General features: G+C 70.9%; 21 protein-coding genes. 5 read left to right on the forward strand and 16 right to left on the reverse strand.

What is annotated here, in order from left to right:
• Positions 1–134: 134 nt before the first annotated feature.
• The 6 genes from ACIRB4_RS00005 to ACIRB4_RS00030 form a co-directional block, all read right to left on the reverse strand.
• On the reverse strand, positions 135–938 hold the full coding sequence (locus ACIRB4_RS00005; protein WP_403287478.1) for a MerR family transcriptional regulator: 804 nt from the start codon (positions 936–938) through the stop codon (positions 135–137).
• Positions 931–1,467: a VOC family protein gene (locus ACIRB4_RS00010; protein ID WP_403287480.1), complete on the reverse strand. Its 537-nt coding sequence runs from the start codon at positions 1,465–1,467 to the stop codon at positions 931–933. Before ACIRB4_RS00010 ends, ACIRB4_RS00005 begins: the two co-directional genes overlap by 8 nt.
• Before the next feature lie 69 nt (positions 1,468–1,536).
• Positions 1,537–2,214: a response regulator gene (locus tag ACIRB4_RS00015; RefSeq protein ID WP_403287481.1), complete on the reverse strand. Its 678-nt coding sequence runs from the start codon at positions 2,212–2,214 to the stop codon at positions 1,537–1,539.
• Positions 2,211–3,548, reverse strand: coding sequence for a sensor histidine kinase (locus ACIRB4_RS00020; RefSeq protein ID WP_403287483.1), 1,338 nt, complete (start codon positions 3,546–3,548; stop codon positions 2,211–2,213). Before ACIRB4_RS00020 ends, ACIRB4_RS00015 begins: the two co-directional genes overlap by 4 nt.
• 10 nt (positions 3,549–3,558) lie before the next feature.
• On the reverse strand, positions 3,559–4,329 hold the full coding sequence (locus ACIRB4_RS00025) for an ABC transporter permease (RefSeq protein ID WP_403287484.1): 771 nt from the start codon (positions 4,327–4,329) through the stop codon (positions 3,559–3,561).
• Positions 4,326–5,228: an ATP-binding cassette domain-containing protein gene (locus tag ACIRB4_RS00030; RefSeq protein ID WP_403287485.1), complete on the reverse strand. Its 903-nt coding sequence runs from the start codon at positions 5,226–5,228 to the stop codon at positions 4,326–4,328. Before ACIRB4_RS00030 ends, ACIRB4_RS00025 begins: the two co-directional genes overlap by 4 nt.
• A gap of 168 nt (positions 5,229–5,396) precedes the next feature.
• On the opposite strand from ACIRB4_RS00030, the gene ACIRB4_RS00035 reads away from it, so the two are divergent.
• Complete coding sequence (locus tag ACIRB4_RS00035; protein ID WP_403287486.1) at positions 5,397–5,963, forward strand: GNAT family N-acetyltransferase; 567 nt, start codon at positions 5,397–5,399, stop codon at positions 5,961–5,963.
• Positions 5,964–6,077: 114 nt separating this feature from the next.
• On the opposite strand, the gene ACIRB4_RS00040 is transcribed toward ACIRB4_RS00035, so the two are convergent.
• The 8 genes from ACIRB4_RS00040 to ACIRB4_RS00075 all read right to left on the reverse strand — a co-directional run bounded on the left by ACIRB4_RS00040 (position 6,078) and on the right by ACIRB4_RS00075 (position 15,735).
• Positions 6,078–6,437 carry a hypothetical protein gene (locus tag ACIRB4_RS00040; protein WP_403287487.1) on the reverse strand — a complete coding sequence of 120 codons (360 nt, stop codon included), beginning with the start codon at positions 6,435–6,437 and terminating at the stop codon, positions 6,078–6,080.
• 492 nt (positions 6,438–6,929) lie between these two features.
• Complete coding sequence (locus ACIRB4_RS00045; protein WP_403287489.1) at positions 6,930–8,534, reverse strand: IS1634 family transposase; 1,605 nt, start codon at positions 8,532–8,534, stop codon at positions 6,930–6,932.
• A gap of 183 nt (positions 8,535–8,717) precedes the next feature.
• Positions 8,718–10,181: a type IV secretory system conjugative DNA transfer family protein gene (locus tag ACIRB4_RS00050; RefSeq protein WP_403287490.1), complete on the reverse strand. Its 1,464-nt coding sequence runs from the start codon at positions 10,179–10,181 to the stop codon at positions 8,718–8,720.
• A 1-nt stretch (position 10,182) separates the two neighbouring features.
• Positions 10,183–11,586: an ATP-binding protein gene (locus ACIRB4_RS00055; protein WP_403287491.1), complete on the reverse strand. Its 1,404-nt coding sequence runs from the start codon at positions 11,584–11,586 to the stop codon at positions 10,183–10,185.
• A gap of 20 nt (positions 11,587–11,606) precedes the next feature.
• Positions 11,607–13,160, reverse strand: coding sequence for an SCO6880 family protein (locus ACIRB4_RS00060; protein WP_403287492.1), 1,554 nt, complete (start codon positions 13,158–13,160; stop codon positions 11,607–11,609).
• Positions 13,157–14,488, reverse strand: coding sequence for a hypothetical protein (locus tag ACIRB4_RS00065; RefSeq protein ID WP_403287493.1), 1,332 nt, complete (start codon positions 14,486–14,488; stop codon positions 13,157–13,159). Before ACIRB4_RS00065 ends, ACIRB4_RS00060 begins: the two co-directional genes overlap by 4 nt.
• On the reverse strand, positions 14,478–15,323 hold the full coding sequence (locus tag ACIRB4_RS00070; protein WP_403287494.1) for a hypothetical protein: 846 nt from the start codon (positions 15,321–15,323) through the stop codon (positions 14,478–14,480). The genes ACIRB4_RS00065 and ACIRB4_RS00070 overlap by 11 nt, the downstream gene beginning before the upstream one ends.
• Before the next feature lie 103 nt (positions 15,324–15,426).
• The gene (locus ACIRB4_RS00075) at positions 15,427–15,735 is read right to left on the reverse strand and encodes a hypothetical protein (protein WP_260230621.1); all 309 of its coding nucleotides are present in this window, start codon (positions 15,733–15,735) and stop codon (positions 15,427–15,429) included.
• 347 nt (positions 15,736–16,082) lie between these two features.
• On the opposite strand from ACIRB4_RS00075, the gene ACIRB4_RS00080 reads away from it, so the two are divergent.
• Together ACIRB4_RS00080 and ACIRB4_RS00085 are read left to right on the forward strand one after the other, a co-directional pair.
• Complete coding sequence (locus ACIRB4_RS00080) at positions 16,083–17,102, forward strand: NlpC/P60 family protein (protein ID WP_403287495.1); 1,020 nt, start codon at positions 16,083–16,085, stop codon at positions 17,100–17,102.
• Positions 17,103–17,298: 196 nt separating this feature from the next.
• Positions 17,299–18,009, forward strand: coding sequence for a phosphatase PAP2 family protein (locus ACIRB4_RS00085; protein WP_403287496.1), 711 nt, complete (start codon positions 17,299–17,301; stop codon positions 18,007–18,009).
• A gap of 48 nt (positions 18,010–18,057) precedes the next feature.
• Here ACIRB4_RS00085 and ACIRB4_RS00090 read toward each other — a convergent pair whose 3' ends face one another.
• Positions 18,058–18,243, reverse strand: coding sequence for a hypothetical protein (locus ACIRB4_RS00090; RefSeq protein ID WP_403287497.1), 186 nt, complete (start codon positions 18,241–18,243; stop codon positions 18,058–18,060).
• Between the two features lie 100 nt (positions 18,244–18,343).
• Here ACIRB4_RS00090 and ACIRB4_RS00095 point away from each other — a divergent pair, with 100 nt between their 5' ends.
• Positions 18,344–19,159, forward strand: a complete 816-nt coding sequence (locus tag ACIRB4_RS00095; RefSeq protein ID WP_403287498.1) for a hypothetical protein — start codon at positions 18,344–18,346, stop codon at positions 19,157–19,159.
• A gap of 151 nt (positions 19,160–19,310) precedes the next feature.
• A complete protein-coding gene (locus tag ACIRB4_RS00100; protein WP_403287500.1) occupies positions 19,311–19,487 on the forward strand; it encodes a hypothetical protein in 177 nt (58 codons plus the stop codon).
• A gap of 21 nt (positions 19,488–19,508) precedes the next feature.
• Here ACIRB4_RS00100 and ACIRB4_RS00105 read toward each other — a convergent pair whose 3' ends face one another.
• Complete coding sequence (locus ACIRB4_RS00105; RefSeq protein ID WP_403287501.1) at positions 19,509–19,868, reverse strand: metal-sensitive transcriptional regulator; 360 nt, start codon at positions 19,866–19,868, stop codon at positions 19,509–19,511.
• Between the last annotated feature and the right edge of the window lie 130 nt (positions 19,869–19,998).

Raw genomic sequence — 19,998 nt, forward strand, 5'->3', positions numbered from 1 at the left:
GGTACTGCAGGGGGGACCCTGTGGGAGAGTAGGACGCCGCCGAACAATCATTGTGGGAAAGCCCCGCACCTTATGGTGCGGGGCTTTTCTGCGTTCAGGACATTTCTGTGTCTACGTGACACGGCCCCGCGGTTCTACTGCCAGGTCGCGGTGTCGGGGTCGATGCCGTGGGCCCGTGCGCTCGCGTCGACGATGCGGCGGAACCAGGGGGCAAGGCCCGCGCGGATGCCGTCGTAATGGGCGGCGAATCCCGGATCGGCCTCGTACATGCGGGCGAGACAGACCTGCATCTGCCGGGTGAGGGGAAAGTACGAGGCGAAGACCGCACGGTGTTGCTCGACGAGCTGGTTCGCCTCCGAGCTGCCAGGCGTGACGCCGGCGTCCATCGCGTCCGCCAGAGCTCGGTCGAGTTCGGTCATGGCGTCGGTGACGGTCTGCCATTCCTCCGGGCCGCGCGAGGCCGAGCGTTCGGCGTACTGCCGCCACTGCGTCGTGTCTCCGTAGCGCTGACGCGCCTCAGTGGGCCAGTCCGGGTTCCATCGGGGGCCGAAGATCGCGGCCTGCTGCTCGACGGTGAGCAGCAGGCCGCGATCATGGGCGTCGATCATCCGGTCCAGTCCGGCGCTGAGCTCCTTGAGGCGGTCGATCCGCTCCGCGACCTGCGTGCGCTGTGCGCGCAGCGCGCCGGGGACGTCCGCGGCCGCGTCGTCCAGGACGGCACGGATCCTGTCCAGGCCGAGACCGAGCTCGCGGTAGACGACGATGCGCTGCAGGCGGACCAGGTCATCAGCGGTGTAGAGCCGGTATCCGGCAGCCGTGCGCAGCGACGGGCGCGCCAGGCCGATCTCGTCCCAGTGGTGCAGTGCGCGCACGGTCACGCCCAGACCGGTCGACACCTGACCGACGGTCAGGCCCTCTATGTCAGTGGCATCAGGCATGCTCCTCATTGTCACCTTCACCGACGCCCGGCGGGGTGATGCCGATGGCCGCAAGGTCCCGCGCCTCCTGACTGGCCGGATCGAAGGGCTTGGCCGCGGTGAAGACGATCCGTGCGTTCTCGGGAGTGATCACGTGCACATCGCGGGTGGTCCAGGGGGTGTCCCGTGGACCGTCGACCGAGTTCGGGCGCACCGCACGACAGGCGTCGACCACGGAATCGATCTGGCTGAGCACGCACGCGAACGTGACACTCATCGACGGTGCCTCCTCCGGAACGCTCTCCGAAGAGACGAGGAGGACGTCCTGGAACGCCCACCGGCGCAGATGCACGAGCGTGCCGGGGATGCTGAACAGCTCGATGAACCCGAGCCCACGGGTCCAGAAATCCACCGACGCCGCCATGTCGGTCGTCGGGATCGTCACGAACGCGGGCATTCCATAGATGCCGCGGAACGGCTCCGGCGGAACCGCGTCCGGGCCGGGGGTGGGTACGGGGCTCATCTCGAACGCGTTGTAGTAGTCGCTCATGGACTCCACCCTCCAGCCTCACGCAACGTGAGGGTCAAGCCCGTTCCTGAACGTCGCGGTACCGGTGGATCAGGGCGACGGGGAGACCAGGCCGGTGTCGTACGCGAGGATCACGGCCTGGACGCGGTCCCGGGCGCCCGTCTTCGCCAGGACGCGGCTCACATGGGTCTTCACCGTGGACTCCGCGAGGTGGAGGCGCTCGGCGATCTCGGTGTTCGTCCAGCCCTGGGCGATGACCGTGAGGATCTCCCGCTCGCGGTCCGTCAGGGCGGCCAGTCGCGGGTCCGGTCGCGAGGGGACCGAGGGGGTGCCCGGCGCGGCGGGGAGGTGGTGGACGTAGGCGTCCAGAAGGCGGCGGGTGAGGCTGGGGGCCACCACCGCGTCGCCGCTCGCCACCGCGCGGACGCCCGCCAGGAGCTCCTCCGGCTGGGCGTCCTTGACCAGGAAGCCGCTGGCGCCGGCGCGCAGCCCGTCGTACGCGTACTCATCGAGGTCGAAGGTCGTGACGATCAGGACGCGGGTGCGGGCGCCGGTCGCGATGATGCGGCGGGTCGCCTCGATGCCGTCGAGGCCGGGCATCCTGATGTCCATCAGGACCACGTCCGGACGGTGACGGTCCACCAGGCGGACCGCCTCGGTGCCGTTCGACGCCTCGCCGACGACGGTCATGTCGTCCTGGCTCTCCAGGAGCATGCGGAAGCCGAAGCGTTGCATCGCCTGGTCGTCCGCGATGAGCACGGTCGTCACGAGGAGGAACCCTCCAGGGGGAGTCGCAGCCGTACGCGCCAGCCGCCGGTCGGCAGCGGGCCCGCCTCGAGTGTGCCGTCGTACAGGGCCGCGCGCTCGCGCATGCCGGCGATTCCCCGGCCCGTGCCCGTGGCCGTACTCGTACTCGTACTCGTGCCCGTGGCCGTGCCCTCCGGGGCCGCGCCGCCCGTCCCCGAGTCGGTCACCTCGACGGTCAACGCGCCTTCCTCATAGGCGAGGAGGAGCGAGGACTCCGCCTCCGGCCCCGCGTGCTTCAGGGTGTTCGTCAGGGCCTCCTGGACGACCCGGTAGACCGTCAGTTGGGCGCCCGCCGCCAGCGGCCCGGCATCGGGTTCGGCACGGGTGTGGAGGGTCCGCACGCGTACTGGCAGGCCCGCCGCCCGTACGCCCGCGAGCAGGGTGTCCAGGTCACCCAGGGACGGCTGCGGGTCGCGCGCGGCCTGTGCCGAGTCGTCGCGCAGGACGCCGAGGAGCCGGCGGAGTTCGGTGAGAGCCTGGCGGCTGGTCGTGCCGATGGCGTCGAGGGCCTGGGCGGCGCGCTCGGGGCTCTTGGCCGCCGCGTACCTTCCGCCGTCCGCGAGACCGGTGATGACCGACAGGTTGTGGCCGATGATGTCGTGCATCTCCCGGGCGATCCTGGTGCGTTCGGCCGCCGCGGCGAGCCGCGCCTGCTGGTCCCGTTCGACTTCGAGGCGGCGGGCCCGGTCGACGAGAGCGGCCGTGTAGTCCTTGCGGGAGCGGACCGCGATGCCGGCCAGGGCGGCCATTGCGTACGCCCACAGCGTCGGCACGACCTGCTGGTCCCAACTGCCCTTCGGGAAGAGGACCGCGCCGGTCACCAGGGGCGGGACGATCAGCGCGAGGCTCCAGGCGAGGAAGCGGGGCGGCAGCCGCAGCGAGACGTGGAAGACGACGAGCAGCTGGAGAAGACCGGCCTGCAGAAAGGCCCCGGTCCCGTTGCTGACGAGGCTCGCGGCCGCCATCGCGGTGAAGACGCCCATCGGGTGGCGGCGGCGCCACAGGAGCGGAACCGAGAAAGCCAGGCTCATGGCGAGCACCAGCCAGACCGGTACGGACGGGTCGCGGGCGATGTTCCGCCAGCCGCCCCTCGCGTCCACGAGCGCGGCGGTCACCCAGAACGCGGTCAGCAGCACGTCCCAGACCCAAGGGCGGCGGGCGTCGAAGGCCCGTACGCGCTGGGCCTGGCGTTGGACGTACCGGCTGAGCGGCGGGGCGCCCGCGGACCAGTCCGGCTCCCGCGCCCGGTCCTTCGCCGCCGGGACGGCCCCGTCACTCGTCGTCTGCGTGATCATCCGTTCATCGTCATACGTCACGGCGCTTCAGCGACAGGGCCGGTACGGCCAGGGCCGCGGCGGCCCACAGGAGCAGGGCGAGCAGCGCGGCGCCGGGGGAGGCCGCACCGGGCATCGGGTCGGCGGAGCCGAGGGCCCCGGCGGCCTGGGTGGGGAAGTACCGGACGGCCGTGTCCACGGCCTCGTACGGCAGCATCCCGAGGACTTCCGGCAGCACCATCACGCCGCCGATGAAGGCGCCGATGCCGCCCGGCACCGAGCGCAGCGCGGCGCCGAGACCGAGGGCGACGAGGCTGAGCAGGGTGACGCCGGCGGCGTTGCCCGCGATGGCGGCGAGGACGCCGTCGTCGGTGAGGGAGGCGGCCTGGTCGGTGTCGGAGAGGAAGAGCTGCGCGGTGAGGAAGGTGACGAGGGCGGTCGTGAAGGAGACCGTGAGGACGACCGCCGTGAAGACCGCCGCCTTCGCCCACAGCACGGGGGTGCGGCGGGGAACGGCTGTCAGGGTGGCTCTGACGAGGCCGGTGGAGTACTCGCCGGCCGTGACCAGGATGCCGAGGACGGCGAGGCAGATCCCGCCGAGCTGGGAGCCGTAGAGGGTGAGGACGACGGTGTCGACGTCGGAGTCGCCGCCGTCGCTGGTGTAGGTGGCGCCCATGAGGATGCCGACGCCGAGGAGGAACGCGACCGAGGCGAGAACGGTGATCCAGGTGGAGCGGACCGTCCACAGCTTGTGCCATTCGGAGCGCAGCACGCGGGCGGGGGTGATCATGGGGGCGCTCATGCGGCGGCTCCTTGGTATTCGACCGAGTCGTGGGTGAGGTCCATGAACGCCTGCTCCAACGAAGCGGTCTGTGGGGTGAGTTCGAAGAGCGGTACGCCGTGGGCGGCGGCCGCGCGGCCGATGTCCGCGGCCTCCATGCCGGTGACGAGGAGGGTGTCGGCGGCCTCGGTGACGATCCGGGCCTCCGGGAGGAGGGTGCGGAGGCGGTCCGCGTCGGGGGTGACGACCTTGACGGAGGCGCCCCCCGACTCCCGTACGAGCGCGGCGACCGTCGTGTCGGCGAGGAGCCGGCCTTTGCCGATGACGATGAGGTGGTCGGCGGTCAGGGCCATCTCGCTCATCAGGTGGGAGGAGACGAGGACCGTACGGCCTTCGGCGGCGAGCGACGTGAGGAGGGTGCGGACCCAGAGGACGCCTTCGGGGTCGAGGCCGTTGACCGGTTCGTCGAGGACGACGGTGGCCGGGTCGCCGAGGAGCGCGGCCGCGATGCCGAGCCGCTGGCCCATGCCGAGCGAGAAGCCCTTCACGCGCCTGTGGGCCACGTCGGACAGGCCGGTGAGGCCCAGGACGTGTTCGACGCGCGAGCGCGGGATGCCGTGGGTGTGGGCGAGCGCCATGAGGTGGTGGAAGGCGGTGCGGCCGGGGTGCAGTGAGCGGGCCTCCAGGAGCGCGCCGACCTGGGTGAGGGGCGCGGGGTGGGTGGCGTACGCCCGTCCGCCGATCGTGGAGCGGCCGCGGGTGGGGGCGTCCAGGCCGAGGAGCATCCGCAGGGTGGTGGACTTGCCGGCGCCGTTGGGGCCGAGGAAGCCGGTGACGGCGCCGGGGCGGACGGTGAAGGTGAGGTCCTGGACGACGGTCCTGTCCCCGTACCGCTTGGTGAGTTCTTCTGCTCGGATCATGCCGACGACGCTACGGAGCGGGGGGCGGGGGATCGTCCGACCGTGGGCGGGGAGAGGGGCGGGGAGTGGTACCGGGGTACGACGCGGGGGCGACGGCGAAGGGGACGGCGAAGGGACGGCGACGAAAGTCGCTTGTCGGAGCGGTGCTGTGGTGGAGACCATCAGGCCATGGACCATCTGATACGAGCCATCCGCGCCGATGAGTGGGCGAAGGCCCGCGAGATCCGGCTGGCCGCGCTGCGGGACCCGGTCGCGGGCATCGCCTTCCTGGACACGTACGAGAACGCCGTCGAGCGCCCGGACTCCTTCTGGCGGGAGCGGACGGAGGGCGCTGCCGAGGGCGGGTCGGGCGGCGCCCGCCAGTTCGTGGCGGAGGCCCCGGACGGCAGTTGGGCGGGGACGATCTCGGTGCTGGTGGAGCGGCCGTCGGACGAGGTGCGTTTCGGGGAGGCGGCGACGGTCGACCAGACGCACATCGTGGCGGTGTACGTACGGCCGGAGGCGCGCGGGACCGGGCTGACGGAGGAGTTGTTCCGGGCGGGCGTGGAGTGGTCGTGGTCGCTGCCGGAGCCGCTCATCCGGCGGGTACGGCTCTATGTCCACGAGGACAACGCGCGGGCCGCCGCGTTCTACCGGCGGTTCGGGTTCGTGGCGACGGGGGAGCGGGTGGCGGTGCCGGGGAGCGAGACGGCGAGCGAGCTGGAGTACGAGCTCCGGCGGCCGGCGGGCGTCTAGCCGCGGACTTCGCGGGTCGCCGTTTCAGGTCTCGCTGGGCGCTTCAGTTATCCAGTGAGCTTTGATTTTGGCTAACTGGGCACCAATGAGCGGGCGGTCAGTCACGGCACTCGGTCACAGGTCCGGCAAGAGGAGCCAGACTTCGGAGAAGGCAAGGCCGTGCTTGTGAGTCACCGCCCCGCACGGGCAGCCCAGCGTAATCAGGCGCCAGTCGCAGGTCACCGTCCACGGGCCGGCCTTACCCCCGCATGCCGGGCAGCCGATGGTCTCGGCCGTCCACACCCCGAAAGCGGGTCTGCCGTAACGACGGAAGCGGCCCGAGTGCCGGACCTGCCAGGGCTCGACCGGGGGCGTGAGCGGGGTGGTCCCGGGTGGGCTCGCCGAGGCCAGCACGGCGAACAGTGCGATCAGATCGGGAAGCAGGGCCTCGCCCGCCTCTGTCGGTGGCACGGCCGGGCTGTCCGCGGTGTCCACCGGGGTCCCGTATCTCGGGGCCGCCGCTGCGGGCGGTGGGTTCGGGGTGGTGTGCCAAGGCAGGAAGGCGCGGGCGACGGCGGCCAGGAGGGCGGCTGCGGGTGGGCTGACTGCGCCTGCGTCGAGGTGGTGGAGAGTGGTCCGCAGGATGCGTTGGAGGCGCCGGTCCCGGTCCGTGGCCAGCGTCTGTGTGGTCGCTGCCCGCCGGGTTGGGAGCGGGGCCGTGAGGCGGGCCAGGACGCGTGCTGCTGCTTCGGAGTCCGCCGCGGCAGGGCGCCATTCCCCGGCGGCCAGGAGCTGCCGTGCCCGCCCGGCCTCGCGGGTCAGGGCGCGCGTCTGCAACGGCCGCAGACCGGAGGCTGCCCCGTGAGTCTGGTGCCCGCTCGTCATGGCCCCCTCTCCCCTTCCCTCGTTCGTTGCTGCGACGTATCCCCGCCCTCTGCGAGCGTTGGTGGACATCCCATCACACGGGCGGATTGGGCCCGGAGACGCTTAGCCACAGGTCTGTGGCCAGCGGGTTTGTCCGATGTCGGTATCGAGTAGGTCGAGGAGGTGGAGTTGGACGCCGCGGGTGATCTGGACGGTGGGCGGGTCGGTGACGTTGCCGATCCTCAGGGTGAGTTCGCCGAGGTGGTAGAAGATCATGCGGCCGGTGGGGCGGGCGCGGCGGTTGTCGGGGTAGAGGCCGCTCATGGTCTGCTCGGGGCCGAGTGCCCGTCTGACCTGGCGCTCGATCAGGCAGAAGACCAGCAGGGCCAGGCAGATGACCTGAATCAGGGCGGCAACGCGCCGGTTGTGCTGCACGAAGACCGGCGCGACCGCGAGCGGGCCCTTGAAGTCGTGGTATCTGCGCTCGAACGCGCCCTGGCCCTTGTAGTGGATCAGGGCCTGCCCAGCGTCTGCCTGGCCGGCGGGGACGGACGTCAGCAGCGCGTACCAGCCGTCGACCACGGCTTCGGCGTTCAGCACCCCAGTGTCGAAGTGCCAGGCCAGGACCGGGGTGCCGTCGTCGTTGTCGGTGACGGTCCACCGCAGGCAGGAGGTGACACGGCGCTTGGCGGCGATGACACCGATCCGGGCGACGATCTTCTCCCGGGTCCTGTAGTAGCGTCCGCCGGCCGCGGCGGTGAGCTTGTTCAAGTCCTCGGCGGCCTTGGCCAGGCGTTTGTCCCGGGCTGCTTGCTGGCCGGCGGCGTTCGCGGTGGAGTGGACCAGGATCCGGCGCACGGTGAGCGGAGGATCGCTCTTGCGGGGCCCGGTCAGGGTGTGAGTGTCCTCCAGCACCCGGTAGGTCTCACGCTGCCCGGCGGGCTTGCCCGCCTCCCGGTCGGGTGTCCAGTCCACGACGGTGGCCCGCGCGGGATCGAGAGCGGCATAGACCTCGTCCTTGACCTGCGCGGCCGGGGCCGGGGCGATGAACTCAACCCCGGCCGCCAGCAGGGCACGGACGTTGGAGTAGGACACCAGTTTGGAGTCGGCGACCATCAGGAAGTCGCGTTCACCGGCCATGGCCCGCAGATCCTTCATCGCGCCGACGACCTGGCTGACCTCGGCCGCCCCGCCCCCGAAGACCCGGGCATGCAGCGGGATGCCGCCGTCGGCCGACACCGCGAGCCCGGCCTGGACCTGCTTCAGATCGAAGCGCCGGTCCTTGGGATGCCCGTAGCCGATGACCGGGAAGTCCTCGTCCTGGCTCTCAGCCGGGAAGGCTCCGTGCACGGACATGCTGGTCGTGTCCCAGTGCATCCGGGCCACATCGATCCCGAACTCACCGATCGCCCGTGCCCCGACCGTGCCCGCGATGTGCTCCAGCTGCGGAGCGATCGCATCCAGTGCCCGGGCCAGACGGTCATCGTTGAGCAGACCGGGCTCGATCCCGAAGACCTCCTCCACCGCCCAGCACCTGGCCCAGTCCTCCACCCGCACCAGCGGCGCGGGCGACGTCAGCCGGTTGGCCACCAACGCCTCGATCACCTGCCCGTGCGTTACCAGCGCACTCGCGCCACCAGGACACACCTCGTCGACGATCCCGGCGACATCCAGTCGGCGCAGAAACTCGGCAGCGACAGGCAGAGCGCCCAGACGCTTCTCCACCACGCACGTCACCGCCACTTCAAGGCGCTGACGCACAGACCGTGGCCGCGGGGACCGGGAAGCCATCGACACACCCCACCCAACGCCACACAACCGGCCCAGGACACCCCGGACCGGTCACACCATACGAATCAACGACCCGCGAAGTACGGGTTTAGCTCGCGCCGATGGCGGCCGCCGTCTGCCTCAGTCCTGGGGCAGCGGCTCCGGCCAGCGGGCGCGGGCCTGTTCGCGGGAGCGGAGGAGAGCCAGGGTCGGCAGGCCCTCGTCGCGGCCCCGGGCCAGGAGTTCGGGGAGGCGGGGGAGCGGGGCGACGGCGGCGACGTCGTCGAGGACGACGGTGAGTGGTGGGTCGAGCCGACCGTCGGATGACCGTGCGGCCATGCGGCGGCCGTGCTCGACCACGCTTGCGGTCAGGGCGGTCAGCAGAGGCATCGCGCCGGGGTGGGTGCGGGGGTCCTCGACCGGTTCGCCCACGACATAAAGAGTGCCCGCTTCGGCGATGAAAGATGCCAGTGTCAACGAATCTGTTCGATTCGGTGTGCACGCCTCGCGGATGTGGACCGAGAACAGCGACGACAGCGCCCGTGCGGTCAACTCCTGCGCCATCTCCCGCCGTTCCGGATACGCCGTCAGCGCCGACTCCAGGAGCCCGGCCTGCCCGCCGGCCGCCTTGGGGTGGGTACGGAGGATCCGTACGGGTTCGTGGGCGCCCGTGCCCTGCGCCCAGCGGTGGACCTGCTTGAACGGACGGTCGTCCACGGCCGCGGCGTGCAGCCAGCACCGGAGGAGCGTCTCGGCGGTGTCGGCGACGGCGGTGTCCAGGCGGGACGGCGGGCGTACGGGGGCGAGGAGCGCGATCGCCCGTTCCTGGGCCGTGGCGGGGTCCTCGCACCGGTCGGTCGGGGACCAGTGCAGGCGGGCCGGGGTGTCGCAGAGGTGCCCGGGGTCGTAGACGAGGACGGGGCCGAGTTTGCCGCGGGCGTCCTTGGTGTCGGCCCAGACGGTGGGGTCGGAGGTGACAACGAGCGCGGGGCCCTCGGCGTCCTGGACGGCCTGGAGGGCGGACGGCCGGCGGTCGGCGGGGGAGCCGTAGAGGAGGCGGGGGGCGGCGCGGGGCGCCGGGACGACGGCCTGGAAGGCGGGGGCGGGGGCCTCTGCCGCGACGGGGGTTGGCGGGGCTGGTTGTCCGGTCGGGGTCGGTGCCGCCTGCGCCGGCGATGGTTGCGTGGCGGGCGCGGGCGTCCGCTCCGTGACCACAGCGTCAGCGGCTGCCGCCGCCGTACCGTAGGCGACCCGTCTGCCCGCCCGTACCGCTCTCCATCGGGCCAGCGTGCCCACCACGAACACCCCGAAGACGATCAGCACCATCAGCTCGCCGATGAGCAGCCCCCAGAACAGCCCGTAACCCGACAGCTCGCCCGCCGGGGTGTCGGGCCAGGCGCCCGCCAGGTCCTGCGGGTTGCCGATCAGGGCGCGTACGGCCATCGGGGTCCTGGTGAAGGTGACCCCGGACGGCCAGCCGCCCTTCGAGAGGAGGGCGGCCAGGCCGGTCGCCGTCCAGACCAGCACGCTCAGCCCGAGGACGAAGCCGACGAGGCCGACCACCAGGCCGTCCGGGATACCTCCTTGCTGTCGTTCCCGGGACATCTCAGGCCACCGTGTCGTTCAGGTGCTGCTCGATGAGGGCGGCGCGCTGTTCCGTCTCCCATTCCAGTTCGGCGTCGACGGACGGGTCGGCGGACGGGTCGACGGAGGACTCGGTCATCGCGCGGTCGGTGTAGACGAGCGGGCGTTCCTTCTCGGTGATGAGGTGTTTGACCACCTGCACATTGCCGTTGACGTCCCAGACCGCGATGCCCGGGGTGAGCGTCGGGATGATTTCGACCGCCCACCGCGGCAGGCCGAGGACCCGTCCCGTGGCGCGGGCCTCGTCGGCTTTCTGGGCATAAATGGTCCTGGTCGAGGCCATCTTGAGGATGGCTGCGGCCTCCCGGGCCGCCGCTCCGTCGACGACGTCGGAGAGGTGGTGGACCACCGCCACGAAGGACAGGCCGAGGCGGCGGCCGAACTTCAGCAGTCGCTGGAACAGCTGGGCCACGAACGGGCTGTTGATGATGTGCCAGGCCTCCTCGACCAGGAAGATGCGCTTCTTCCGGTCGGGGCGGATCCAGGTGTGCTCCAGCCAGACGCCGACGATCGCCATCAGGATCGGCATGGCGATGGAGTTGCGGTCGATGTGGGACAGGTCGAAGACGATCAGCGGGGCGTCGAGGTCGATGCCGACGGTCGTCGGGCCGTCGAACATGCCGCGCAGGTCACCGTCGACCAGCCGGTCCAGGACGAGCGCGACGTCCAGACCCCAGGCCCGTACATCGTCTATGTCGACGTTCATCGCCTCGGCCGACTCGGCCTTCGGGTGGCGCAGCTGCTCCACGATGTCGGTGAGGATCGGCTGGCGGTCGGTGATGTGCTCGTTGACGTAGGCGTGGGCGACCTTGAGCGCGAAGCCCGCGCGCTCGTCCAGGCCATGGCCCATCGCGACCTCGATGATCGTACGGAGCAGGGCGAGCTGCCCGGTCGTGGTGATCGACGGGTCGAGCGGGTTGAGCCGGATGCCGGAGTCGACGGCGACCATCGGGTCCAGGCGGATGGGGGTTATCCCCAGCTCCTGGGCGATGAGGTTCCACTCGCCGACACCGTCCTCGCCCTGGGCGTCGAGGACGACGACCTGGCGGTCGCGGAAACGGAGTTGGCGCAGGACGTACGTCTTCTCCAGCGCGGACTTTCCATTGCCGGACTCGCCCAGGACGAGCCAGTGGGGGGCCGGGAGCTGCTGGCCGTACAGCTGGAACGGGTCGTAGATGTACCCCTTGCCGCTGTACACCTCGCGGCCGATGATCACGCCGGAGTCGCCGAGGCCGGGGGCGGCCGTGGGCAGGTAGACGGCCTGGGCCTGCCCGGTCGAGGTGCGGACGGGCAGCCGTGTCGTCTCCACCTTCCCGAAGAGGAAGGAGGTGAACGCCTCGGTGACGGCGGAGAGCGGATCTCGCATTGGCACGGGCCCCTTAGCGGCTAGCGGCGGATGCCGGTCGCGAACGGCAAGGTGTTCACAAAGGCCCGGTGGTGCTCGCGGTCGCACCACTCCAGCTTCAGATACGACTTGCCGGCGGAGGCCCTGATCGTGCGCTTGTCCCTGGCCAGGGCCTCGGGCGAACGCGACGACACAGTGATGTACCCGACCAGGTTGACGCCCGCCGCGCCGCTGGCGAGATCTTCACCCCGCTGGTCGAGCCGGCCGTGGGCGGCGATGTCGCGCGGGTCGACGGTGCGGTTCATCTTGGCCTGGCGGGAGGCCTCGGCCTCGTCGTTGGTCTTCTCGGTGAGCATGCGCTCGATGGCGACCTCGGTGGGTTCGAGGTCCATGGTGACGGCGACCGTGCGGATGACGTCGGGGGTGTGGACGAGGAGCGGGGCGAGGAAGTTGACGCCGACGGGGGTCATCGGCCACTCCTTCACCCAGGCGGTGGCGTGGCACCACGGGGCGCGGGTGGAGGACTCGCGGGTCTTGGCCTGGAGGTAGGTGGGCTCCATGGCGTCGAGCTCGGCGGGCCAGGCGTTGCGCTTCGTCATGGCCTGGATGTGGTCGATCGGGTGGTCCGGGTCGTACATGGAGTGCACGAGGGAGGAGAGCCGGGACTGTCCGAGGGGCTGGCGGACCCTGATGTCGGCTTCCGCGAGGCGGGCGCAGATGTCGGTGAGTTCGCGGGCCATGACGACGGCGAGTCCGGCGTCGCGGTCGAGCTTGCGGGCGCCGGAGGCGTGGCGGGCGGCGCGGGCCATGGCGTTGGCCTCGGCGGCGAGCTCGCGGGTGTAGTGCATGCAGGCGACGAGGTAGGCGCGGTGCTGCTCGCTGGAGGTGGAGACCATCGACTGGAGCTGCTCGTACGACTCCTGGAGCCAGGCGGGCGCGTGGGGGTCGCCGCGCTGGGCGACGTCCTTGGCGTGCGCGTCGGGGTCGGCGGGGAGGGTACGGGCGAGCATCTGGAGGCGGGTGACGAAGCCGTCCCCGTTGGCGACGTGCTTGAGGAGCGTGCCGAAGCGGTCGACCAGGGCCTCCTGGTCCTCGCTGTCGCGCAGGCCGACGCCCGGGCCCTCGATCTCGATGGCCGCGGTGACCGTACGCCGGTCGGCGTGGAGGAGGACGGCGATCTCGTCCGGGCCGAAGGGCGCGGACAGCCAGCTGATACGGCCGATGCCGGGCGGCGGTCCGACCTCGACCTCGCGGCCGTCGAGCCGGGTGCCGGCTTCGGCGGCGGTGGAGCGGTAGGCGGTGCCGCGCTTGAGGGAGCGCTTGTAACTGCGGTTGATCTCGAACCATTTGTAGAAGGTGCGGTGCTTGTACGGGACGTACACCGCGGCGAGCGCGAGCAGCGGGAAGCCCATGAGCAGGACGATCCGCAGGGTCAGGACGGGGACGATCAACCCGCTCATCATGCCGAGGAACGCGCCGGCGATGATCAGCGCGATCTCGCCCGTCTCGCGGTTCTTGCCGACGATCGCGTTCGGCCGAGCGCGGCCGATCAGATACGTACGGCGGGGCGTGACCGGCTGGGACTGGGTCGTCAACGCCCTCCACCTCCAGAGTTCTTTCGGTTGCTGTGCGGTGTGCCTGTCGTGGGGCTGCTGCTACGCGGCGGGGGTGCGGCGGAGGGGACAGTTCCGCCGCCGCCCCCGGCCGCGCCTCCGCGGCTGCTGTGGGCGGCGACGCCGCCGGCGAGGGGGTTGGCGGGACGGGCGGCACCGCCGGCGGCGTTGGACTGGCCGCCTCCGCCGTCGCCGCGGGCGCTGTGGGTCTTGATGCCCTGGGAGACGAGGGAGGCGGGGGAGGAGATCACGGCGGCGGCCGCGTTCTCGCCGGAGCGGTGGAGCCGGTTGTCGCGGGATGCGACGATCTCGTCGCCGAAGCCGGGGACGAAGCGGTAGATCATCGCGGAGGCGAAGATGGCGAGCAGGATGATCGCGAGCCCGGAGACGACGGCGGAGAACGCGTCGGGCCCGGTGCCGGAGGAGAGCGCGCCGGCGAGACCGAGCACGATGACGATGACGGGCTTGACGAGGATGACCGCGATCATGATCCCGGCCCAGCGGCGGACGTGGCCCCACATGTTCTTGTCGACGAGCCCGGAGTAGACGACGACGCCGAGGAGGGCGCCGACGTAGAGCAGTACGGCGCGCAGGAACAGTTCGAGGTAGAGCACGCCGGCGGCGAGCACGGTCACGAGCGAGACGATGATCAGCATGATGGGCCCGCCACCGATGCTGTCACCCTTCTGGAGGGCTTCCTTGAAGCTCCCGAAGAAGACGTCGGTCTGCTGCCCGGTCCCGGAGGCGATGACCTCGGTGACGGCGTCGGTCGCGGAGACGACGGTGTAGAGGATGAGCGGCGTGAACGCGGAGGCGAGGACGGTCAGCCAGAGGAACCCGATGGCCTCGGAGATCGCGGTGGTGAGGGGAACGCCGCGGATGGCGCGCTTGGCGACGGCGAGCAGCCAGAGGATGAGGGTGAGGACGGTGGCGGCGGCGAAGACGATGGCGTAGCGGGCGAGGAAGTCGGGGTTGGTGAAGTCGACGTCGGCGGTCTCCTTCACGGCCTTGGAGAGCGCGTCGACGATGGAGACGGCGGCGTCGGCGCAGCCGCGGGCGAGGGAGGAGAGGGGGTCGAGGGCGGAGGTGGGGTCGTTGAGACGGGGGGCTCCGCCGGGGTCGCCGTTGTCGCAGTGTTCCCTTGCGGGCCCGACGATGAGCTCGCACTCGCTGTTGGAAGGCGGCGAGGGGGAAGGGGTCGGCGTGGGGGTCGGGGCCGCGTAGGCGCGCGAGGCCAGCAGGACGGCACCGGTCTGCACGACCGCCAGTGTGGCGGCCAGGCGAAGGGCGGGGCGGGAGCTACCGGGCATAGGTGAAGCCTCCGTACTCCTCGACGGCCTTGGCGATCGCGTCGGCGTCGGAGGCCGTGCGGTCGGTGGTCACCGGAGCCGGGCCCTCCTTCTGCGAGAAGCTTTCGACCTTCCAGTCATCGCCGGCCCAGCGGAGCGCGAGGGTCAAGGTGAACCAGTCGCTCGCCACCGGGTTGGTGGAGCCGACTCCGGCAGTTCCGAACGCACCTGTGCACCAGACCTCGACGGTCGCGGCGTTGCCCGTGTACGCGGTGACCTTGGTGCCGACCGGCGCCGTACGCGACACGTACGTGAGACCGGCGGCGGCGTTCCCGTGTTCATCCAGGCCCAGCTTGTCGAGGAACTCGCGGCTGTACGCCTTGTCGAAACTCGCCTCCAGCTCACCGACCTTGTCCGGAACGAACAGCTGCCGGACGATCTGGCCGCGCTGGTCCGGCTTCAGGATGTCGGCCGAGACCAGCGTCACTGAGTAATTGGCCGCCGCGCTCTGCGCGCCCTGTTCGTCGTGGGCGAAGCCCGTCGGGATCTGGCCGTTCTTGCCCGTCACCGGGCGGACGCCCGTCGCCGAGGTCGGGGCGCCCGCGCCTGAGGGGGTCTTGTCCGTGGTCGAGCCCGTCGTGTCCGTGGCCTCGCCGCCGCCGCGGTTCGCGAAGGCGATCGCGGCGATCAGCAGGACCACCACACCCACCACCGTGATCAGCGAGCGCGAGCTGCGTGTCGGTGGGCGCCTGACGGAGCCGTAGACGTCACCGCTGCCACCCTCGGGCAGGCGCGTACGGGTCTGGCCCGAGCCGCCCACTCCGCCGAAGCCGTCGTTCTCGTCGCCGAGGCTCATGACGGGTACGCCCCCTCAACCGTTCGCGGGTACGACAGAAGCCGTTCTGGTCTCCGCGCGGGCGCGGTGTGGTGACTGGACATCAGGGATCTGACCTCGGTGGTTAGACAGCCATCCCGTACACGATGGTGAACAGCGTCCCCAGCGAGCCGATGATGAAGACGCCGGTGAGGCCGGCCACGATCAGACCCTTGCCCTGCTCGGCGCTGAACGTGTCCCGGAGGGCGGTCGCGCCGATGCGCTGCTTGGCCGCTCCCCAGATGGCGATGCCGAGGCAGAGCAGGATGGCCACGGCCATCACGACCTCGATCATCACCTTGGCCTCATTGCCCAGGCTCCCGAAAGGCCCCCAGTTCGGGGCGATTCCACCGATGATGGTGGTGATGTCGCCCTCTTCGGCCGCCAGGTACATGTAACTCACCGCCCCTGTTGGGTAGTTCATCGCCCCTGCCGGATGGCATGGGTCATCGTCCTATCTTCGCTGATGAAACCGCTCGCGTGTGACGGCTTGACGGCTCTCTTTACCCGATCCCCGCACACTTGACCGATCCGACCGTCTTGACCTGCGGCGGTATGGCCGGTTTCTATGCGAAGAAGCGTATGGTCACTCTGTGTATCACGGTGGGTGACTCCGGGCAATGATTGTCGTTGTTCCACTCTTGGGGTGGTGGCGCCGGGCCGTCGGCCCGGCGTCCTACACTGCCGGGTGGTGGACTACCGAGGGCCTAGGGGTGGTTGACGGTGCGTAAGGTGCGCGCGGTGGGCAGGGCTTGGTGGGTGGCCGGTGGGGTCGTCGGGGCGTGCCTCAGCTTTGTCGCGCTGCTGGTCGTGGGGACCTACTCCGCCGCCGCCGGGCTGTTCGGGGGCGCCGGGGACGCCCGGAACGGGACCGTCGGGCTTGCCAAGGGGGCCGTGCCGGCCGCGTACCAGGGGCTGGTGCAGCGGTGGGGGAACCTCTGCCCCGCCATCAACCCGGCTCTGCTGGCCGCGCAGTTGTACCAGGAGAGCGGCTGGAACCCGAGGGTCGTCTCGCCCGCCAACGCCATGGGCATCGCCCAGTTCATCCCCGGCACCTGGGCCGGGCACGGCATCGACGGGGACAACGACGGGGACCGGGACGTCTGGGACCCCGCGGACGCGATCCCGTCCGCCGCCTCGTACGACTGCGAGCTCGCCGGTTATGTGAAGGACGTGCCCGGCGACCCGACGAACAACATGCTCGCCGCGTACAACGCCGGGGCGTACCGCGTCATAAAGTCCGGCGGCGTCCCGCGGATCAGCGAGACGCAGAACTACGTGCGGATCATCCGTTCCCTGGAGAAGAGCTTCGCCCGGCCCGTCGGCCGGGTCGATCCCTCCCGGCAGGCCGCCGGTGCCATCTACTACGCGCAGCAGAAGCTCGGTACGCCTTATCTCTGGGGCGGTACGGGGACGGCGGCGCAGAATGGCCGATTCGACTGCTCCGGGCTGACCCAGGCCGCGTACCGGAGCGTCGGGATCGAGCTGCCGCGCGTCGCCAACGACCAGTACAACGCCGGGCCCCATCCGTCCCGTGACGAACTGCTCCCCGGTGATCTCGTCTTCTTCTCCGATGACCTCACCAACTCCCGTGCCATCAGGCACGTCGGCATCTATGTCGGCGGCGGCTATATGATCGACGCCCCACGCACCGGGGCCGTGATCCGGTTCACGAAGATCGACACACCGGACTACTTCGGTGCGACCCGAGTCACCCGGGACGGTGCGGCGGCGCTGCCCAGCGGGCCGCCGGAAGCCTGACGGGGAGTCGGTGCGGCACCGGCCACATGGCTGGAACTCTCCGTTAAGCAATGGCCCTGAGCTGCGACGACGTGTCACTCTTCGGTAACGTCAGGGTGATTCTCGGGGAAGAGCGGAACGCTCGCCTCAGGCGGTTCGTTCCCTGATTTCGACCGCTCACGGTCGACTCACATGACAAGGCAAGGGGCCGCGGCAGATGGCTGGACTCGCATCGGACGGTTCGAACCCCGATGTCGGCCTGCTCTACGACATCAACGGGCTGGCGAAGGACGCGCCTCCGTGGTTCGACCGGGTCATGGGGTTCGTCGGCGAGTACGGGATCATGCTCGGCCTCGTCCTCGTCGCGCTCTGGTGCTGGGCGAGCGTCCGCCGGCGGGGGAACCTCGCCGACTCGGTCTCCGGCCTCGCCGGGCTCGTCTGGGCCCCGCTCGCGGCCGGTGTCGCCCTCCTCGTCAACATCCCCATCCGCGGATTCGTCGAGCGCCCACGGCCGTTCAAGGACCATCAGGGGCTCGAGGTCCTCGTCGACGGGAAGACCGACTTCTCCTTCGTCAGCGACCACGCCACCATGGCGATGGCCATCGGCGTCGGGCTGTTCGTCGCCCACCGCAAGCTCGGCCTGGCCGCGATCGGCCTCGCCTTCGCCGAAGGCTTCTGCCGGGTCTACATGGGCGTGCACTACCCCACCGACGTCATCGGCGGCTTCGCGCTGGGTACGGCGGTGGCCCTGCTCCTCGCGCCGCTCGCGCTCGCCCTGCTGACCCCGGTGGTCTCCGCCGTGGCCCGCTCGAAGCGCGGTGCCCGGCTCGTGCGCTCCCGGCGCGCCGCCGAGCGCAGCCCCCGGCCCGAGGCCCTCGACCTTCCGGAGCCGCGGCTGGGCTCCGGCGAGAGCGACCTGGCCGCCTGAGGCCGGTCGGCGGGGCTCGGCCCGAGCGCTCCCCGCCTCAGGACTGCCTCAGGACTCCCCGCCCAGCACCCCCAGCGCCCCCTGCGGCGCGGGCGTCGCCGTGTGGGTCCGCGCGTCCGTGCGGGCCCGGTCCCGGGATCTGCGTGCCGGGCCGGTCCAGCCACAGCTGCAGGTGGCTATCGCGAAGGAGCCGCGCTCCGTCGTGGTCGTGTGATGCGGGGCCTGCTCATGCACGGATCCACCGTACTGCGCGTGACGGGTCGCCGTGACCGTCGTTATGCGGGTCGGGCGGGTCCCGGACAAGCAGCGGCACGGCGTTGGGGGTTGGCAGGCGATGGTGGTGCGGAGGTACGGGCATGGGGGCGGGGCGATCGCCGTCGCCGCCGCCCTGGTCGGGGCGGCCGCGAGCGGGTGTTCCGCACCCGCGGACGCCAAGCCCGGAGGCGATCCGACGGCGACCGTGCGGGACGCGGCCGAGGTGCTGACCCGCGCCGGGACGTCGAAGGCGACCACGTCCATGGAGATGGCGGCCGGCGGGACCCGCGTGACCATCCGCGGCGAGGGCGGCTACGACTTCCGAAGGCGTACGGGCCGACTCGAGGTCGTCCTGCCCAAGGACGCCGCCGGCGCCGGCGGACACCGGCCCATCACCGAACTCCTCAGCCCCGGCGCGCTCTACATGAAGAACCGCGGCGCCGGGGTCCCCGCCGACAAATGGGTCCGGGTCGACACGACCACGCTCGACGACGGCAACCTCGTCACGGGCGGGGCCACCGACCCGGCGGCCGCGGTCGAGCTGCTGCGCGGCGTACGGCAGGTGGTCTACGTCGGCGAGGTCGATCTCGCGGGGGTGAGAGTCAGCCACTACCGCGGGGTCGCCGACATCGCGGTGGCCGCGCGGGCCGCCTCGCCACAGGTGCGCGGGTCGCTGGCCGCGGCGGCGAAAGGGTTCACCAAGGACACCGTGCCCTTCGACGCCTATCTGGACGACGAGGGGCGGCTGCGCAAGGTCCGGCACCAGTTCAGCTTCGCCAACCAGGGCCGTGACGTCGCGGTCGCGTCGACGACCCTGCTGTACGCCTTCGGCACGCCCGTCGAGGTACGGCTGCCGGCGCGCGAGGACATCTACGCCGGGAAGATCAAGGTGTGACGAGCCACCTCGTAGGCCGCTCCCCTCCTGGGCCGCTCCCCTTGGGCCGCTCTTCCTAGCCACTCCTCAAATGGTCCGGACGTGTCATGCGCGGCGCGTGGCGCGGTACCTACGCTGGGAGACCGACGCCGGCAGGAAGAGGTGAAACCGCGTGGCTCCGCCCGGTACCGCTACATTGCCCATCGACCAGGACCGCGTCGCCCTCGCCGAGATCGAGCTCTGCGGCGAACTGATCATCGCGGCCTCGGCCGCCGACGGGGAACGCCTCAGTGCCGACCGCATCGACGAGGTGCTGAGAGTGGCCGCCGAGAGAGCCGAGGCCGGCTGAGCCGGCCTGCGGGGCCCAGGCTCAGGTACGCAGCATCCGCGCGATGGCTTTCGTGGCCTCCTCGACCTTCGCCTCGATCTCGTCGCCGCCCTTCAGCGCCGCGTCCGCCACGCAGTGGCGCAGGTGCTCCTCAAGGAGCTGGAGCGCGAAGGACTGCAGGGCCTTCGTGGACGCGGAGACCTGGGTGAGTATGTCGATGCAGTAGACGTCCTCGTCCACCATCCGCTGCAGACCGCGGATCTGACCCTCGATACGGCGCAGCCGCTTGAGGTGCTCGTCCTTCTGCTTGTGGTATCCGTGCACGCCGTGGTCGTGGTCGGCCGGCACGACGGTCGGCTCGACGGCCTCGGGGGTGGCCTGGTCCGCCTCGGTGGTCGTCATCGCGTCCTCCCGTTGTCCATAAAGGGGTGCGTATACCCCTCGTGGGTATATGGTACCGATCCTCGCCGATCCGGGCGGGGGTCCGTGCATGCCACTGTGCCTGATGGGCGACACTGAGGGGACGCCGGTT

The sequence above is a fragment of the Streptomyces sp. NPDC093600 genome, from assembly GCF_044764755.1.
GTDB lineage: Bacteria > Actinomycetota > Actinomycetes > Streptomycetales > Streptomycetaceae > Streptomyces.

Excerpts from the sequence above, each read along its gene's own strand:
- ACIRB4_RS00055 (WP_403287491.1), bottom strand. The coding sequence starts at position 11,586 with ATGCGAGATCCGCTCTCCGCCGTCACCGAGGCGTTCACCTCCTTCCTC.
- ACIRB4_RS00065 (WP_403287493.1), bottom strand. The coding sequence starts at position 14,488 with ATGCCCGGTAGCTCCCGCCCCGCCCTTCGCCTGGCCGCCACACTGGCG.
- ACIRB4_RS00075 (WP_260230621.1), bottom strand. The coding sequence starts at position 15,735 with ATGTACCTGGCGGCCGAAGAGGGCGACATCACCACCATCATCGGTGGA.
- ACIRB4_RS00030 (WP_403287485.1), bottom strand. The coding sequence starts at position 5,228 with ATGATCCGAGCAGAAGAACTCACCAAGCGGTACGGGGACAGGACCGTC.
- ACIRB4_RS00105 (WP_403287501.1), bottom strand. The coding sequence starts at position 19,868 with ATGACGACCACCGAGGCGGACCAGGCCACCCCCGAGGCCGTCGAGCCG.
- ACIRB4_RS00095 (WP_403287498.1), top strand. The coding sequence starts at position 18,344 with ATGGTGGTGCGGAGGTACGGGCATGGGGGCGGGGCGATCGCCGTCGCC.
- ACIRB4_RS00005 (WP_403287478.1), bottom strand. The coding sequence starts at position 938 with ATGCCTGATGCCACTGACATAGAGGGCCTGACCGTCGGTCAGGTGTCG.
- ACIRB4_RS00050 (WP_403287490.1), bottom strand. The coding sequence starts at position 10,181 with ATGTCCCGGGAACGACAGCAAGGAGGTATCCCGGACGGCCTGGTGGTC.
- ACIRB4_RS00020 (WP_403287483.1), bottom strand. The coding sequence starts at position 3,548 with ATGATCACGCAGACGACGAGTGACGGGGCCGTCCCGGCGGCGAAGGAC.
- ACIRB4_RS00085 (WP_403287496.1), top strand. The coding sequence starts at position 17,299 with ATGGCTGGACTCGCATCGGACGGTTCGAACCCCGATGTCGGCCTGCTC.
- ACIRB4_RS00025 (WP_403287484.1), bottom strand. The coding sequence starts at position 4,329 with ATGAGCGCCCCCATGATCACCCCCGCCCGCGTGCTGCGCTCCGAATGG.
- ACIRB4_RS00070 (WP_403287494.1), bottom strand. The coding sequence starts at position 15,323 with ATGAGCCTCGGCGACGAGAACGACGGCTTCGGCGGAGTGGGCGGCTCG.
- ACIRB4_RS00010 (WP_403287480.1), bottom strand. The coding sequence starts at position 1,467 with ATGAGCGACTACTACAACGCGTTCGAGATGAGCCCCGTACCCACCCCC.
- ACIRB4_RS00035 (WP_403287486.1), top strand. The coding sequence starts at position 5,397 with ATGGACCATCTGATACGAGCCATCCGCGCCGATGAGTGGGCGAAGGCC.